An 18,041-nucleotide genomic window follows, 5' to 3' on the forward strand; every position below is an offset into this window, starting at 1 on the left:
GTAAATGTGTGAGCAGGCTCACACAGCCCTCTCTTCACGTTTTCTATAATCAAATTGCAACACCACACTATCCCTATTTGGAGGAATGACACATGAACACATACGCAGCAACCATTAATGCCACGGAGTATCCACCGCATTTGAAACATAAAGTTATTTTCGAAACGTTTGATCAGTTGCAACCACAGGAGTCCATGCTGCTCATCAACGATCACGATCCCAAGCCCCTTCGATTCCAGTTCCAGTCCACACATCCCGACGGCTTCAACTGGGAGTATATTGAACAGGGTCCTAAGACGTTCCAGGTCAAAATCAGCAAATTATAGATTGGAGTTGAACCGCTATGGCGCACGTTGAAATCATTGACGATACTACACTCCGCATTACGCTGCGGCTGGAAGACGCCACAACCATGGTTCAGATGGCACAGCGTGAACAAGCGGAATATGCGCAAGAGATTATCACCATTTATGAAAAAATGCCTGTATTCGAATATACTCATTTCTGTTTTTACGCCTATGACAGTGCAAGACTTTTTGAGCGTGTGCTCGGCATGGACCCGAAAGCCTATCTGTCCTTCTCCCTCGATGCGCCGGAGTCATTCTTCTATGCGCTGTACGGTGGTATGGCCGCCCTTTATGAATCATCTCTACAGCTCGTACCACAGGCAAATGCAGCTAATGCTGGATCGGATGTGAATGCACATGTCTCCATCTGATGTTCATATTGTTGAATTGGATGTTCGTCCTCATCTGAGTAAAAAACTGGAGCCATTTCAGCTGATCATGGACACAGTCAAAGGCCTTCAGCATAACGAAGTGTTTGTACTACATGCTCCATTCAAACCAACGCCTCTGCTCGGTATTCTCAAAATGAAAGGATATTCCAGCACATCGGAACGAAAGGGTTCAGATCACTGGATTACCACGTTTGTGCACAAAAAAAATAAAACCGGTGCAAAGGCAATTTCTGCAATGGTTTTATCTGGATCAGAAATTAATTCGGAACCCGATTCAGATGAAGAATCAGCTTCATGCCATGGACATCCGGAGGAGCAACCTGCTGCATTTAAAAACCTTGAATCTCTACAGGCACCCAAGGTGATATTGGATAATCGAGGATTGGAACCGCCACAGCCCATGATGCGAACACTTGCAGCGCTGGAGCGTTGCAAACCTGGGGAAATCGTACTGATTCATAATGACCGTGTACCTGTATTCCTGATTGAAGAGTTGAACAATCTCGGTTGCACCTACACGGTTGAAGATCAAGCTGATGGCACAGCCAAAGTGAGCATTGAAAAAGGGTAAGGAGGCGAAAGCCATGTCCAGGTTGCCGTTTCTTTTTATCATCACGGGCATCTTTGGATTTGTAATGTATCACGCCTTCTCCCTGCTCTCGCTGACAGGCTGGCTTGGTGATGAACTCAGAGGACCTGAAGGCTGGTTTCATGCGCATCTGTTTGTGCTCGGGTGGGCGACCATGCTGGCCATGGGTGCCGTTTATCAGTTGATACATGTTATTTTGCAATCGAACATCTACAGTTTGTTTCTCGGTTATTGTCACTACTTCTTCTTCAGTATCGGAATTGCGGGCATGTTATACGGCTTCATTCGTGCAGATGTCCATTGGATTGCCGGTTCGGCCACGCTTGCACTTTGCGGCATACTTTTATTCGGGTGGAATATGACCGTTACCCTCTTCCGAGCTTCACAGTGGAATCCGGTGACGATTAGCGCCACCTGCGCCTGCCTCTATCTGGTACTCACCGGTTTATCCGGAATGCTGATGGGTCTGAATTTTGCCTTTGGGTATTGGAATGGCTTGCATGAACGCTTGTTCGGAGCACATATCTGGATGGGGACACTCGGCTGGTTTGGCATGTTAATTACTGGATTTAGCTACAAAATGCTGCCCATGTTCTACCTGTCCCACAATTATTCCATTCGATTGCAGAAAGTGGTCCTGCTCCTGTGGAATGCAGCTGTAATCACAGGGGTTGTCGCATTTCTCACAGGGTTCAAGGGAGGCTTGCTCTGGTTCGCGCTCTTGCTCCTCACCGCAGCCCTCCTCTTCTATGTGTATCACTTGGAGCAAATTCAGGAAAAACGGCACAAAAGTAATCCGGGTCCGGGTATTCGTTGGTCTGTGTATGTAAGCCGTGCGCTTGCTGTATATGCTGTTTCTCTATTGATCTATTCCGCTCAAGGGACTGAGCTGCTACTCCATCCAAGGGTTTTACTCCTGTCTGGATGGGTATATCTCGGGGGCTGGGTGTCTCTCACCGTACTCGGATATGCCTCCAAAATCGTGCCTTTTCTGTGGTGGACCCACAAATACGGCAAGCAGGCAGGCAAACCCGGAACACCGCTGATGGCGGGTATGCTTAGTGAACGCTATGTCAATTGGGGTATGCTCGCCATGGTAGCTGGAAGCCTTCTGCTTGTCAGTGGAATTCTGATTAATCTGGCTGAGGTCATGATGGTTGGAGGAACGATTCTGTCTCTTGTCTCCATCGTATATATCGCAAATATTGCTTTGGTATTCAGGCGTTAACATAAATAAGATGGACTGGAGAGTGAACATCATGGAACAAACGACTCATTTGCTGGAATGTCTCAAGGAAGTATATGATCCTGAATTAGGTGTCAATATCGTTGACCTGGGTCTGGTATATGAAGTAAGGGAAGAACCTGAACGGGTACATGTACGAATGACGCTGACTACACCAGGTTGTCCGCTGCATGATACGATTGTTGGTGCGGTGAAATGGGTTTTGCAGGAAAATACGAAGAAGTCCGATATTGATGTGCAAGTGGTGTGGGAACCCCAATGGTCTCCGCAGCTGATGTCGAATGAAGCCAAGGAAATGTTGGGATATTTCTAGACATAATGACAATAATCCGAATCAATGAACAAGTTGGCAGCAGAATACGAAGAAGCATACTTAAGATCTGATGTTCTCAGACTCAGGTATGCTTTTTGTTTTGCGGTGGGAACATACACTTGATCCATGTCTTCTTGAACAAAAATATAAAAGGGAAACTCCAGAATAGAGTTCCCCTTATATGGTGCCGATCATTAACCATTTTATCGATGTCTGGATAAATAGATGTTAGATGAAGATGTTAGATGTCCTTTGCATAGGATGCTGCTGGCACTTTGTTTAACACCACGAACAAACGGACTTCCTGATCTCCTGTATTATGGAATGCGAACTCCACTTCACCGCCGCAATGAATTACATCCTCTTGTTTTACCGCTTGTTCTTTTCCATCCAGCATGAGTGTGCCTGTACCTTCGACCACCAGCAAAATAACGTCTGTGCCCGGATGTTTATGAACGGGAAGCTGCTGACCTGGCAGGAAATGAAGTACAAAGGTCACTCCACCACCCTGTTGGAATAAAACCCGTTTCGTAAAACGATCCTCACTGAATGCTTTGACTTCTTGCAGTGACGTAATACTCATCATAATCGTCCTCCTCGATAATATAATCTGTGAATACATTCATCTTATCGCAAGAAAGCCCGCATTTCCTTGATCTGAATCAAGGAATGCGGGCAATGAACAGATCGTGGTCGGTCCCTATGACCGTTTGTTTCTAAGATGGTTACACCATCATTTTGCGCAGAGAAGCGATATATCTCGAACGAATAACAAAGAAATAAAACGTCTGTGCAAGTAGAAACGCACCAAATACAGTCAACACCGGAATCGTATAGTGGGTAATACCGAATTCAGACAGAAATGGCTTAACCACGACCAACGTTTCAATGATAGCTACCCCGATCGGTAAAAAGAACAGAATGGCAATCTGAACGGTGGATGATCGTTTCATCTCGTCGAAACTAAGACCCATTTTCGAAAGAGAGTGCACCATTTTCCCATCTGCTTCAAGATCGGTATGCAGTCTGAAATACAGAAAGCTTGCCGAAGAGATGGAGAAGATTAACCCGATAAATATGCCCAGGAAGGTAAAGAGTGCTGTACCCTGTCTGTATCTCTCAAAATCACCGTACCGCGTACTCAGATATCCAGAGTGGTTATCCGTTGAAGCATTACTGCTTTGAATGGAATCCGCAGAGAATAGAAGCTGATCGCTAACCATGGCTTCCGAGGAGTGGCGGTCAGGTACCGCATGACCCCATGCAGGGATCTGATACAGATATTTACCAGATATCATATTCTCTTTGATCTGCTGGGCAATCTCTTCATACTTCTCATCCGGTAGGACAACTACACCTGTAGCATAGAGTAGGGCTCCAAACTTTGGATCGATATCTGTATCCGTAACCTCAGCTTCAAGTGCGCTATCATTCAGACTCAACGTCAACTTGTCTCCCTTCGCATAATTACGAAATCTGTTGCGTTCTATCTGAGCCTGATCCTTCTCATTGCGGGTATCCACAAATAAGGCGGATCCGGCATCCAATTGGAACGTCTTTCTCTCTTGTGTCAGATTATATTGGTTGTAGTGACTAAGCGGCATAACCGAGACAGCACTCTGATCTGCAGCGGACCAGAAATATTCCAGATATATCTGTTGATAATCCAAGCCTGCAGCTTCAAGCATCGAATCAATAGCGCTCATATCCAATTGCTCCGCTGGTCTGAAGACATTGTATTGAATTGGAAAATCGTTGTTTGTAAACTGCTCCCGGTTCTCCTGATCCAGTGACAAAATGACAACTGCACTCATTGAAGCAATCGCAATCACCACGGTCACCATAAAGAGCATGCGAGCATTATCCTTCATTTTGTAACTCATCTCTGAGATCCATAACAGACGTGTACCCTGCCATACGGTTTTGCGATTACGTTTCAATAAGCGAATGATCAGCACAGAAAGTTGAGAGTAGAAAAAATACGTTCCCGCTATCCCTGTTACAGCTGCAAGCAAGATTGTTCCGCCATTCAACTCGCTGCGGAGTGCCACAAAACCGACTGTAAGTAATGCCAATCCCAGAAGGGAGAAGAACCATGAAGCTTTGGGCTCTTTTTTAGGTTTGCTGGTTCCCGTCAAAAGTTCCAACGTCCGTTGGTTTCCAATAAAAACCAATGTGAAGAGTGAAATGCAGAAAAATAATAACAGAAAGGCCCCGATCGTAATCAGAATCGCTTTCACCGGAAAATAAAAGGGCAGATCATCCATCCCGATAAAACGAGTGGTTAACATCAGGAACAGCTTGGACAACAACATACCTCCGCTGATACCGGCAATAATGGACAGACAACCGATCAACATATTTTCCAATATGACCAATTTCCGAATCTGTCCAGGCTCCGCACCAAGTATGGTTAGAATGCCAAACTCTTTATTCCGTGATTTGAGAAAAGCACTGATGGAATACATGACAAAGAAAAAAGCAAACACGTACACGATAATTGAAGCGATCTGCATCCCCGTAGCAGTTGTGTCACCCATTGGCAACTCCGCCACATATGGATGATAGATAAATACTGCATAAGCGAAAAATATCATGACCATAAACACACTGCTAAGAAAAAAAGCAATATACGCTCGCCCATTGCGGCGAATGTTATTAAACGCGAACTGAGGAAAGCTCATGTGAATTCCCTCCCCAGAAGGATAACGTATCGATGATTCGCTGGAAGAACGTCTGCCGGTTATCCCCGCGGTGTACCTCGGCTGCAAGTTTCCCATCCTTGATGAATACGATTCGATTGCAATAACTTGCCGCAAGGGGATCATGTGTCACCAGCATAATGGTCGTTTTCTCCTGCTGATTAATCTGTTCGAGCGCCTCCATAACGGCCTGGGATGAAGTCGAATCCAATGCGCCGGTGGGTTCATCCGCCAATACAATCGAAGGCATATTAATCATGGATCTCGCAATGGCTGTTCGCTGTCGCTGTCCGCCCGAGATTTCATAGACTCTTTTATCCAGAATGTGATCAATCCCAAGCTTGGCAGTAATGCGATGAAGTCTGCTCTCCATTTCCTTCAGTTTGACCTTGTCCAGTGTCAATGGGAGTACAATATTTTCCGCAACCGTCAGCGTGTCCAGCAGATTGAAATCCTGAAAGACAAATCCGAGTTCCCGACGCCGGAACATGGCAAGTTCTTTCTTTTTCATATCAAACGGATTCAAGCCATTAATCAGCACCTTGCCTGAGCTGGGTTCATCAATGGTCGAGACCATGTTTAACAATGTAGTTTTGCCACTGCCCGACGGGCCCATGATGCCCACAAACTCACCTTGCTTGATTGTCAGATGAATATCACTAAGGGCTTGAGTTTGCACTTTGCCCCGATACACTTTATTGAGTGCCGATACTTGTAACATTTCCATGTATATTCTCCTCCGAATCTATCGTTCTATAACGTTATTTCTATCCTTATCCTAACGGACCTCCCGTAACGGTGCTATCGAATTACCTTAAAGTTCCCTTACAGCCCGATTAAGGTTCTGTTCCCCTGCCTCATCCAACACACTTCAGAGCATGTAAAAAAGCACCTCACCCATGTGATGGGCAAAGCACTCTTTACTTTGGAACTTTCGTATGCATCCAACTGAATCTAACCAATGTTCCTTCATTCGGCTCCGAAAACAACTCTACCCGGTTATCCAGGCGTGCACTGATTTCACGGACCAGATATAAGCCCATCCCTGTGGATTCGTGGTATTGCCTGCCCCGTTCACCTGTAAAATAGGGATTGAACACGCGATGAATATCCTCCGACGAGATGCCAATCCCCTCATCCTGAATGTCCAGGATGGTACGTTCTTCCTGCTGGTAGCCGGTTATGATCACTTTTTTGCCTGATTTGCTATCGGAATAGTTCACGGCATTCGTCAGGATCTGGGTGAACATGAACCTCAACCATTTGGAATCACTGTAGATCTGAAGGTCGCCCTCCATACGGATATCCGGCGTAATGCCTCTGCGAATAAACAAACGTCTGTTCTCAGCTATACTGCTCCGAAGCACATCTTGCAGAGAAAGCAGCTCCACACGAAAATCCCCTTCGAACTGTTCAAGCCGCGAGGAATGTAAAACCATTTCAAGTCCTTTGCGAATCTTATCCAGCTCATCCTGAATACTTGCAGCCGTCTCATCTTCCACATCTTCCAAGGTCAGTTGGATTATAGACAACGGGGTCTTCATCTGATGAACCCAGCGATTCATGAATACCACCTGCTGTTCCTTGCCAGTACGTAACTGACCCATCTCGTTCTGCCGATTACGCTCCAGTTCATGTAATAATTCCTGGATGGCTTCCGCCACGACCGAATTGCCAAGCGTTTGAAAAGGCTCGTTTACCAGCATACGTGGTTGTTGAAGTAGATGATAATATGCTCGTAGCTGGAAGTAACGTATGATCAGATAGACCATCAGCACCACGGTACTGATCAGCATGCCATAGAGGATAATTTTCAGCGGGCGACCCTCACCAGAAAGCCAATACACACACGGAACCAGTAACATCTGCAGCACATAAAATCCGATTAACATCTGGTGGTCTTTTAGAAAAAGTCTCATTCCCCAGTCCCCTGTGCGGATGAACCCAGATCCAATACGCGATAACCCACTCCGCGAACCGTCTCCAAAATCTCCTCTGCACCCAGTTCCTTCAACTTCCGGCGAACGCGTGTAATATAGACATTCAACGTATTATCATCAATAAAATGCTGATCTTCCCACATCTGTTCAAGTAATTTCTCCCTGCTGACCACTCGGCCTGCCTTCGCCATCAGTGCTTCCACCAGGATCGCTTCCTTCTGTGTCAGCTCTGTTGAGCCTTTATCATATTCCAATACGAATCGCTCAGGATAGAGGATCATGGGACCATTCTTCACCTTTATTTCCTGCTGGACTGCAGCGTAAGAACCATAGGCTCTGCGCAACTGACTACGTACTTTGGCCAGAACGACCTCATATTGAAAAGGTTTTGTTATATAATCATCCGCCCCATGCTCCAATGCCATAATCTGATCCATACCACTGTCACGAGCAGATATAAATAGAATAGGACATATGGAATGTGTGCGTATCTGCCTGCACCAATAATAGCCATCATATTGAGGCAAGTTCACATCCATCAGCACCAGATCCGGTGCCATCTTTAAGAATTCATCCAATACATGACGAAAATCATCTGTGACCTGTACCTGGAATCCATTTCGGGTCAGATAAGCCGCCAGCAATCCTGCTAGCTTGGCATCATCTTCAACCAACAAAATCGACTGCATCGTTAACCCTCTTTCCGTTTCCTGACGTCAGTGTATCACATCTAGTTACCCATTCTAGTCGGAAACGGCTTGAAAATAAAGGCTTAGACCACGAGACGCCCTCTCTTCTCTGCCAAACCAATGATAGCTTCCACTCCTGAATTAAACTCCAGAAAGTCCTGCTCGACCCCATCGCTGAAAATAACACCATCCTCCGGCATCTGTGATACTATGTGCAATGGTTGCTTCAAGTGGATCTGTCCAAACACCAGATTGGCAGCTGTCGTTCGGCTCGGAAAAGGTTCACGTACTGAAAAATATAAGTACGGCGCATCCCAGTTAAAATGATTCAGCTCCTGCCTGCTTCCATGAATGGATGAGGATGCAACAGCAACCTCAGCTTCAGAGTTCATGTGCTTCCATGCCGCCGATCCTACAATTCCGCTGGCTCCGGCCAGCACACTTTTGAACCAGCCTGTCGATCCCATGCCTGTGGATACAATAATCCCACTAGAGGATTGTTGTTCAGTCGATGTACCCAAACGCACTTCATAACGAGCCGATACATGTGTCTTCCGACCAATGAACAGATCATTGACTCCATATAGATACTGTCCATCATTAAGTTCCACTTTGGCGAGAGTAACTTCTTTCAAGGTTCGTTCTTTTCGCATGACATCAGGAACAATGAAGCTCAGATCCTCCACGGTAAAAGGTAATAACACCCCGTCCCACCGCATTGGGTCCGGGTTCACACCAATGAGTGGCTGCTCGGTTACGTATTTGAGGGTATTGGCTACAAGCCCATCCTGTCCAACCACAACCACGATATCCTGCTCTCCAAAAATAAAGTTCGGCACATGTTCCCGATCAATCGTCTGAACCCGTCCTAATTGCCCCAGTTGCTGCTGCGCCTGCTGCACAGATAACCGATAACGACGGTCTTCCTCCATATAATCACTGAAGTCTGCGCCCAGACGTTCAATATAAAACTGAGCTTGCTGCACCGTGTTATATCGAACCACCAACTCTTCCAGTCGGGTCCGACGCTTAACGAGAATGAGCTTGTGTTCGCTCATTCGATCGTCTGGCGTAGCCTGATGACGTACTGATTTCTCTGCTTGCTCTGCCTCTCTTCTTCCTAATCTCATCGCCCTCTACCTCCCTGATCTCTGCCCGGCGCGGGAGACATCAATCCCTGCAACAGATCCGGCGAGATATTAAGCTGTCCGATCTTGCCTGCATTTTCAGCCAGCTCCTGGAATGCAAGTGCAATCAGCTTATCGGAATTCATGCCCATGTTTGCCATCGCTTGCAGTACATTGGGCTGTACATGTTGCAACGAATTCATCACGGCAGCGATCTCATATGCTTTGGCATCGGCTTCTGCATTGTGATTGGCAATGGTTAACTCAATCAGTTGCTGCTTACGTTCCTCCATCGCTGTATTGAACTGAAGCTGTTCTTGCTCCATCTCGTTTTGTTTCTGTTTCACCGAGCGTTCTGCATGAAGTTGGGTCTCACGAATTTGCTGTTTCTTCGTCTCCACGGCAATTTCGGTGTTCAGTTCGTTCTCCTTCACTCGTCTCTCCTGTTCAATCGATGCATTGCGACGCACATACAGCGCTTCATCTGCTTGACGTAAAATCTCTTCCCGCGCTTGCGCTTCCAATGCACGCATCGTCTCTTTGTTAGGCAAGATGGCCAGAATGGATAGACTCATCAGTTCAACGCCGAGTTTCTCCAGTTCTTCACTTTGCACGACTTCGCGTTTCATGCTGCTTGCCAGTCGTTCACTGGATTGAATGGCTTCCTTCAGCGGCATTTGCTCCAGATGTTTCTTGGTTAATACCTTGGCTGTGGTAATCACCCGTTGATCCAGTTTGCCCGGGTCGTCGGAAATATACCGATTCTTGCGCAGATTGTATGTGTAATTCAGGCTCTGGGTTATTTTCAAATAATCCACAATGCGATAGCTTAGTTGCCCTTGCACTGTAACGGTCTGATAGTCCGCCGTAATCTCTTCGAACATGAATGGTACATCCACCGAGGACACGGGTAAGACCACTACCGATGTGGTCGGCTCATAATAATAGAAAGACAATCCGACACCCTGACGTTGTACCTTACCATTTTTCACCTTCATGACATATTCACTGGGTTGAAACTTCGCAAATCGGAATCCAAACATGGATCATTCCCCATTTCTTAATATTGTCGTTTTGATATTATCGAAATGATAACAAATGAATTCGATATTGTCAATACGACATTAACAAAATGTTTATATGCCTATTTAGAGAAAGGGATGAAGTCTGAACCTCTTCTTTCCACAAAACAAAGAGACCGAATCAGTTGATTCGATCTCCTTACCTGCTTTGTTAATTTCTAATACAGTTGTTCCATCAATCTGGCTACTGCAACAGCCCCTTGTGCACGGTTCGCCGTTTCTTTCGGAGCAAACGTGCCATCAGGCATACCGTTCAGTAGTCCAAGTTGTTGCATCGAGGCTACAGCTTCTTTCGCGTACCCGGCGATCTCGGCGTTGTCTACAAACACCATATTTTCTTTTACAGAATGGGTCACATCCTCTGGCTGCACAACCTTCAGTGCTCTGTTCAGCATAACGGCCATATCTTCTCGCGAAATACGTTCATTCGCTCCAAAGCTTCCATCTGCCCGGCCTTGAATAATGTCCATTTCAATTCCATGTCGTACTGAATCGGCATACCACTGCCCTTCCTTCACATCTGTTGGGACCGAAATAGATGGATTCGGCTGGCGTGTCTCACCAATACCTTTAATAATCATTTGCAAAAATTGTGCTCTGGTCAGTTCACCTTGCGGGGCAAAACGAGTTGCGCTCATCCCCGAAATAATCCCTTTACCGTAGAGGTTCTGTACCTCTTGGATTGCCCAATTGTGATTTTGCAAATCATGTAATGGCACTTCAACTTCTGCAATGACATAACTGGCGGATTCCAGAGGTTTGAACGTCATCGTTTTGGTCTTGTCATCGTACTTGGAATACGTAACAGGTTTCATTTCTCCACTTGGAGATATGGAATGTACAACCATAACTACATCATTTTTTTTAGGTTGCTCCACATTGGATAGAGCAACTTCAACCGCTCTGTTTGTCCATTGCAATGGCTTATTGTTCATTAACAAATTCACATCAACAATCGCATGATTACCGATCGCTGCTTTTTGAGATGTGGACAGTGTATCTGTCGAACCTTTTGCCACTACGATGTCGAACGTTCCCGCAGACTCCGCAATAGTTAGCGGGAGTGATTTTAGAGGAACACGAACGATAGTCTGTCCTACAACTACATCCAGGGATTTCACTTCCTCGGAACGAATCCATGCTGCCAGTTGACTTGCACCCAATTGGAATGTGACTGTCTTGGCTGTGTCAGGTACATCTGCAATCAGTTTCAACGTACGATTTCCTGCATCCATGGATTGCAGTGCCTGAGTTAATAGGGATACATCTGGACGAATCGAATACTTGTCATCCCCGGTTGCTGTTCCTTTTACCGTTATCAGACCCTTAACTGGCGGATTACCAGGTTCAACCGGTGGTGTTACAGCCGGATTCCCCGTTGAAGGAGCTGTTCCCGGGTTGGAAGGTTGTGAAGGTACACTTGGTTCTGATGGCTGGCCAGGGCCAGGTGTTACATTTTGACGTACAAGCTTACTCACAGCATCTTGTAACGCACGATCCGCATTGCTCACATCTTGCATTGAAGATTCAACATCCAGAATGAATGCCTTCGCTTCAGAAAGTGCCTTACTAAATACATTCCAGCTTGAAGTCGTGTATTCGGTTTGCTTTAATTTCTCGGCGGTATCTACAGTAGCTTGCAGTGCAGATTTGTCCGCCGGAAACGTACCGTAAGCTTCAAATTCCATGAATCCCACCCATGTGGGACCTGCTGTAATCGTTACCCGAATATAACGTCCCTCCGTGCCTTCTGGAAGAACATGGCTAGGTGCGGTTGATACAACAACATCACTTGTTGTGTCCACTACTTTCACAAAATTTTGGTTATCATTGGACACTTCGATTGTATATTTGATGCCGCCACTCCACATCGACATTTCGATTTTGCGGAGGTTAGCAACCTGACCCAAATCCACTTGCCACCATCTATCCTTACTCTGGTCTGTTCCCCATGAAGTGTTCGGATTGTTGTCAATCGCACCTTCAGGAGCGTTGGCTTGATTGCCTCCAGTCCCTGCACTGCTTGAAGCCGTTGCTGTTTTTCCCGTTGTTAAAGCCTCCAGAGAGACCAGATTAATAAAGGCTTGTTTCAACGTACCCAGTGCTGAATTCACCTCAGACTGGACAGCAGCATTGTTATCTCGGACCTGAATCGCTGCCTGCAAAGACTGTTGCAATACAGACCAGCTACGGCGTGTATAAGAAGATTCATTCTGCTGCTGCATTTGTTGAATGTACTGGTGCAGTTGTGTTTTGTCCACATTGGATAGACCTTGAATGGCATCATGCAAACGTTTAACCGCTGTATTCGCATCCGTCTGTGTTGCTCTTGGATCATTCAAGACCTGCTGAGCACCTTCAAGCGCTTTGGTCAATACCGCCCAAGTGGCCGCAGACCAGTCGTCCTGCTGATACGTACGCCCTTCCGCTATTTTGGCCCGAAGCTCGTCAAGTTGCGGGGGGATAACCTGCATTTGCTGCATTACACGTTCCAATGCTGTTGTCGCTGCATCTGTATCCGCTTGAGTCACCCCACCCGGCTTGTATGCCTGTTGGTATATTGCTTTCGCTGAGGTGATTGCCGGAGCCAGAGTACCCCAACTTTCCGGAGTAAAATCAGTCTCTACTAATGATTCCGCTCGTGCAAGGGCCGCAGCCAGTTGCTGGCGGTCTGCGGGCAGAAGATTCAATCCACGTTTGTACACATCAAGGGACCATAAAGCTCTGCCTTCATACGAATGCCCGCCGTTGGCCGGAAATTCGTCGTAGTCAAACATCGCTTGGTTCTCCCATGCATTCCCTTCCGATGCAATCCAGCCTACATCGGCCGGAATCCACGCTGGCTCCCAGTAGAAGAAACCTGCGCCATGATTATTCGGCACGTCAGCAATCATGTCCATAATGCCGGCGATGGCATCATATTGACCTTGGACTGTTGCTGGGAAGTCTGCTCCCCCTACATGAAGCGCTTCGTCCGACCCAATGATGTTCCCATGAGCGTCCCCGTTTTTGTAGGAAAACGGATAGGACGTTTCAGCGATAATGACATCTTTGCCAAACTCGGCTGACACTTCATTCATCGTTTTCTGTACATCTGCAAACGTCCCATGCCAGAACGGGTAATACGACAGTCCGATAATGTCATAGTCCAGCTCGCGTGAACTTAACTCTCCAAAGTACCATTTGAACATATCCGCCTTGCCGCCTTCAGCCAGATGGATCATGATCTTCACCTTATCCGCGTTATTGGAGATCTCTCCTTCTACAGCACGTACAGCATCAATTCCGCTTTTCAACAATGCAACATTTTCGTTGAAATCCACATCGCTGCTCAAGCCGTTCAGAACACCACTATTGATCTCGTTACCGATCTGCACCATATCTGGCATAGCGCCCTTTGCCTTCAATTCTCCCACAACTTCAAACGTATAGTTATATACGGCTTGCTTCAGCTCTTCGGGGGAAAGACCTTCCCAAGCTTTGGGACGAAGCTGCTGACCCGGGTGCGCCCACTCATCCGAGTAGTGGAAGTCCAACAGGATTTTCATGCCTTTTTCCTTCACCCGCTTAGCCAAACGAATGACATCTTCCTTATCGTTGTAGCCCCCTGATTTCTGTGGATCATTCCACAGACGAAGACGCACATAATTGACACCGCGATCCTTGAGAATATCCAGCAAATCACGCTCCGTACCGTTGCTGTCCACGTATTTGCCGCCTTTGTCCTCAATGGCAGTCAATGTGGAAATATCGACACCTCTAACATAGTCTGCACGGTATCCCTCGACAATTACCTTGGCTTCAGGCCGTGGCTCTGGAGGCGCACCATATACACTCCCTGTAACCGTAAAATTGCCTGCAGAGGCGTACTCCATAGGGTCGATATTATCCCAAGTCACAGGTACCATACCCGATTTTCCATTCTGGAACTGTGCTTTTACCTCGTTGGGCAGAACTGGCGCACTTCTTGTTACGGTTTTCACTTCGATTAGATCATATCCGTTAATATTGGCCGGTTCAGTGCCTTCTGCTTCTCCCCATACTTTGAACTCCAATATTTCGGGCCAGACTCCCTCACCCTTGTAAAAGGAGATGTTCAGTCTGATGTATCGTACATCATTCTGCTCGAACGCCAGATCAGCAATCTGTTTAGGATCGGCATTTTCACTTTGATCAATAACTTTGGTCCATGTCTCCTGGTCAGCAGACGTTTCTACCGTATATTTTACAACCGTGTTTTCTCTCCACGTGATTTCCGCTCCGGACAGGTTGTATTCTTCACCCAGATCAATCATGGTCCACTGTGGTTGCTCCGTTGTCACTCCTGCGGTAGCAGCCCAATGCGTATCACTTTTACCATCAACCAAGTGCTCCTTTTTACTCCCCCACTCCAAATATTCTGTGCTTACCGTGACCTGCTTGTTAAGTGCCACGTTCACTTTCCCCTCTTCTGCAGCCGCTGGACGAACCATTAAGCCCAGATCACAGAACAGCAACAGTAATACCAGACAACCGCTTATGTACCTCTTGTTCACTCTTGATCTCCCCCTTTTTGTGTTTGATTGTGCATGGATCAATGAATGTTATTAACCTCCCTCATTGTAAGCGCTTAATAGCAATAGACGACACGGCATAATCCAAAGGAAACAGCAGTTATTTTAACAATATGATCCTGTGACAGTTACATTTGCTCTATGTCTGGTTGTCATAATTAGTGAAAAAATCAAAAAAGAAAGTTTACGTTTCAATACAAATTTTCATAATGAATGAGAAAAAGCGCAAAACTCGCTTTGCATCTTTATGCATGATATATGAGTACAAATTTTGCGTTATTTTAATCTATTATAAAGAAAAAAAACCACTATCTTGTAATAGATAACAGTCAGTTCACATACTCTATTCTCTTCGTTAAGATTATTTCGTCTTCTGCTCTTTTATAGAAAATAAATACAAATATTGTTAAAAACAAAACGAGTAGATACAATCTTTATACATAAACCACACCATATGTACCTGTATTACCTAGATAATATTATTTAAATCAATAAATTTGGTACATAGGAGCATACAGTCCCACCTGAATCGATCCAATGAGGAACCGTATTATCCTATAATATAGAACGTTTAAATCTCTTCAAATCTTTCTACATAATAAGTCTATCCAGAATCTACGCCACACCCGAATTGCACGGAACTATCATGGTTAATCCGCGAGGGATAACCTCAATGTCCATTAACCCATTAGTGTGCATTTCACCGTCAATCCCCACTTTTGCTATGTTTTCACCATATTGAGTAATTCTTAAACGTTTTGTCTTAAAATACAAGACATCTGAGCGGTCAAGATGGGTTCCATTTTTTATATCTAAAAGAAGTTGAAATGTATTAAACAATGATTTTTTTTGAATTACAAGTACATGAAGATGACCGTCATCCATCTTGGCATCCGGAACAATGCCCTCAATTCCGCCAATAATCGCTGACTTTGAAACCAGGTAGAGAAGCACATCATGTTCTTGTTCTATATGATCACATTCAATCTTGATATGTGTTCCTGATAATATTTTAGGGAGTTTAGGTAGAGCGGACAAATAATAAGCCTTATCTCCTATAACGTTTTTTAGGGTTTGGTTGGTTGTATAACTGATTGAATTCATTGCACCACCAGCCACAACGTAATGAAAATATTCATTTCCAACCAACCCGATATCTATCTTCTTCGTCATTCCTTTTTCGAACATTTCCGTGAAACCTTCATATGATCGTGGTAATTTCAAAGCATTTCCAAAATCATTGACTGTACCTGTGGGTAGGTAAGCTAGAGGTATATCTAAACCTAGATTTTTAATTGTGTTAATGGCGTAATGCAAAGTTCCGTCGCCACCTGCCACAACCAGTGAATGGCAATCTTCAAAAAAAGAAGTTCCTATATCTGTATTCTCCTTGCTTGTGTAGAAGATATCACTATCAAGTAAAGCGTATTTCATTTTCATATACTCTATAACTGAAGCCTTCGTTTTATATGCTGTATGCAGCCCTGAAACGGGATTTACAATCATTTTTGGTTTCATCACTGGAATGCTCCCTCTCCATAACTTCCTTTGATTTATGAATAAATTTTATATTTTTCACCGATGATCGACATCGTACATATGGGCGGATGTGATCCTGCCCTTTCGGGTATCCGTGAATAGGAGGAGCATGAAAAATAACAAAGTTTGCCACTATTTCGGATTTTTTCATTTTGATCTGAGCAAATGGTACAGAGTTCCCTAAAGGGCAGAAATGATCTGCCTCTTCGAACGATGTTACATTTTTTTATCAGTTGTAGTATATGTGTATGCTATTAATTTAAATTTTGTAGTCGGCATAGCGAAGCATGAGAGTATCCTAAGAAGTGAGAGGAGAAAAATGATGAAGAATACTACGATAAGAATGTTGACGGCGAGTTTGACAGCTTTGGCGATGATGACCGTTGCTGTAGGTTGTGGAAATAATACAGATTCGAGCCCTACCCAAGTTGAGGAGAATATGAATTCAGGCGAAGAATCTATGGTCAGTATTTCTGATTCCTATGACAATACTGAAGAACTTGCGGCTAAATTCCCAATTATTAACTCAACACCAATTGAAACTAAATTGGAGAAAAATATACAGAATAGACTCCTAAATGGATTTGAGAACTGGAATAGAGGATATGAGGCATGGGAAGCCTGGGGGGACATTCTTTATACAGAGGACTCGCTCTATAACGTCCATGGCGTGAAGCTCATGTTGAAGGAATATCAGGCTACTATGGATGCACAGCTAAAGTCTACCGATATTCAGATGGGTAACTTCAACAATATGATCATTAACGACGATTGGGCAGCAATTCGATATGACATCTCTTCGACTGCACGAGACAGCCAGCAATCTTCCGATGGAAGCGTAATGGAATTCGTCCATTTCAAAGATTATGGTGATTTGCTCGGAACACGGGTCGTTGAAGGGTGGGCTGGTACAAAGGGGGCAGATTTTAACGCATTGACCAATTTCCAAACCGATGAAGCGAAGGCGGCACAACAAGCTGCATTGGATGAAATTGTTAATACCAAGATCCCTGACACTACAGATCTCAAAACCAAATATCCTGTTACTTATCCCACGCCAGTTGATACCGATATCGCTAAAAAAATTCAAATCGCCATTTTGAGCGATTTTGATAATTGGAATCAGGGCTTTGATGCTTGGACTGACTGGGCCGATACGTATTATACTAGCGATCTGAAATATCATACAAATGCGGAAACCATGACTCTCCAAGAGTATAAGGATTCCGTCAAGAATGATGCCGCAGCAACCGAGGTAAAACGTATTCGTTTTGATAATATGCTTATCAGCGGCGACTGGGCAGCCATTCACTATAGAATTACGAATGAGGACACGAAGACAGGGGAAAAGACTGCTGGGGACGTCATGCAGTTTTTACACTTTGCCGAAGAGAATAACAGCCTAAAAGTTATTGACTCCTGGACGAAGTGACTCAGACTCAGGTGTTTATGAGAGCACTAAACACATACGAGGAGTATCCAGCAATGGGTGCTCCTATATATGTTTTAGGAAAGTAACTGT

15 protein-coding genes are annotated in these 18,041 nt (G+C 45.1%); 6 read left to right on the forward strand and 9 right to left on the reverse strand.

The window, feature by feature from the left end; translation table 11 throughout:
* The first annotated feature begins 92 nt into the window (after positions 1–92).
* The 5 genes from ACTHPG_RS12770 to ACTHPG_RS12790 are packed head-to-tail and all read left to right on the forward strand — an operon-like array spanning position 93 to position 2,887.
* The gene (locus ACTHPG_RS12770) at positions 93–326 is read left to right on the forward strand and encodes a DUF2249 domain-containing protein (protein WP_440389730.1); all 234 of its coding nucleotides are present in this window, start codon (positions 93–95) and stop codon (positions 324–326) included.
* A 17-nt stretch (positions 327–343) separates the two neighbouring features.
* Entirely contained in the window at positions 344–718 is a 375-nt protein-coding gene (locus tag ACTHPG_RS12775; RefSeq protein WP_440389731.1) for a hypothetical protein, read from the forward strand.
* Entirely contained in the window at positions 705–1,310 is a 606-nt protein-coding gene (locus ACTHPG_RS12780) for a DUF2249 domain-containing protein (RefSeq protein ID WP_440389732.1), read from the forward strand. The genes ACTHPG_RS12775 and ACTHPG_RS12780 overlap by 14 nt, the downstream gene beginning before the upstream one ends.
* Positions 1,311–1,323: 13 nt before the next feature.
* Complete coding sequence (locus tag ACTHPG_RS12785; RefSeq protein ID WP_440389733.1) at positions 1,324–2,556, forward strand: hypothetical protein; 1,233 nt, start codon at positions 1,324–1,326, stop codon at positions 2,554–2,556.
* A gap of 31 nt (positions 2,557–2,587) precedes the next feature.
* The gene (locus ACTHPG_RS12790) at positions 2,588–2,887 is read left to right on the forward strand and encodes a metal-sulfur cluster assembly factor (protein ID WP_440389734.1); all 300 of its coding nucleotides are present in this window, start codon (positions 2,588–2,590) and stop codon (positions 2,885–2,887) included.
* 241 nt (positions 2,888–3,128) lie between these two features.
* Here the strand turns inward: ACTHPG_RS12790 and ACTHPG_RS12795 are convergent, their stop codons facing one another.
* From ACTHPG_RS12795 to ACTHPG_RS12835, 9 genes are all read right to left on the reverse strand, one after another.
* On the reverse strand, positions 3,129–3,473 hold the full coding sequence (locus ACTHPG_RS12795) for a cupin domain-containing protein (protein WP_440389735.1): 345 nt from the start codon (positions 3,471–3,473) through the stop codon (positions 3,129–3,131).
* Between the two features lie 139 nt (positions 3,474–3,612).
* Positions 3,613–5,571, reverse strand: coding sequence for an FtsX-like permease family protein (locus ACTHPG_RS12800; RefSeq protein ID WP_440389736.1), 1,959 nt, complete (start codon positions 5,569–5,571; stop codon positions 3,613–3,615).
* Positions 5,546–6,316, reverse strand: coding sequence for an ABC transporter ATP-binding protein (locus ACTHPG_RS12805; protein WP_440389737.1), 771 nt, complete (start codon positions 6,314–6,316; stop codon positions 5,546–5,548). Before ACTHPG_RS12805 ends, ACTHPG_RS12800 begins: the two co-directional genes overlap by 26 nt.
* Positions 6,317–6,509: 193 nt before the next feature.
* Positions 6,510–7,508, reverse strand: a complete 999-nt coding sequence (locus ACTHPG_RS12810) for a sensor histidine kinase (RefSeq protein ID WP_440389739.1) — start codon at positions 7,506–7,508, stop codon at positions 6,510–6,512.
* Positions 7,505–8,218 carry a response regulator transcription factor gene (locus tag ACTHPG_RS12815; RefSeq protein WP_440389741.1) on the reverse strand — a complete coding sequence of 238 codons (714 nt, stop codon included), beginning with the start codon at positions 8,216–8,218 and terminating at the stop codon, positions 7,505–7,507. Before ACTHPG_RS12815 ends, ACTHPG_RS12810 begins: the two co-directional genes overlap by 4 nt.
* Before the next feature lie 83 nt (positions 8,219–8,301).
* Complete coding sequence (locus ACTHPG_RS12820) at positions 8,302–9,276, reverse strand: sugar kinase (RefSeq protein WP_440390240.1); 975 nt, start codon at positions 9,274–9,276, stop codon at positions 8,302–8,304.
* Between the two features lie 68 nt (positions 9,277–9,344).
* The gene (locus ACTHPG_RS12825; RefSeq protein WP_440389742.1) at positions 9,345–10,388 is read right to left on the reverse strand and encodes an SPFH domain-containing protein; all 1,044 of its coding nucleotides are present in this window, start codon (positions 10,386–10,388) and stop codon (positions 9,345–9,347) included.
* 197 nt (positions 10,389–10,585) lie between these two features.
* A complete protein-coding gene (locus ACTHPG_RS12830; protein ID WP_440389743.1) occupies positions 10,586–14,962 on the reverse strand; it encodes a glycosyl hydrolase 53 family protein in 4,377 nt (1,458 codons plus the stop codon).
* Positions 14,963–15,595: 633 nt separating this feature from the next.
* A complete protein-coding gene (locus ACTHPG_RS12835; RefSeq protein WP_440389744.1) occupies positions 15,596–16,498 on the reverse strand; it encodes a diacylglycerol/lipid kinase family protein in 903 nt (300 codons plus the stop codon).
* Between the two features lie 340 nt (positions 16,499–16,838).
* Here ACTHPG_RS12835 and ACTHPG_RS12840 point away from each other — a divergent pair, with 340 nt between their 5' ends.
* Complete coding sequence (locus tag ACTHPG_RS12840; RefSeq protein ID WP_440389745.1) at positions 16,839–17,951, forward strand: nuclear transport factor 2 family protein; 1,113 nt, start codon at positions 16,839–16,841, stop codon at positions 17,949–17,951.
* Positions 17,952–18,041: the final 90 nt, after the last annotated feature.

The organism is Paenibacillus sp. SAF-068, assembly GCF_051967555.1.
Taxonomy (GTDB): domain Bacteria; phylum Bacillota; class Bacilli; order Paenibacillales; family Paenibacillaceae; genus Paenibacillus.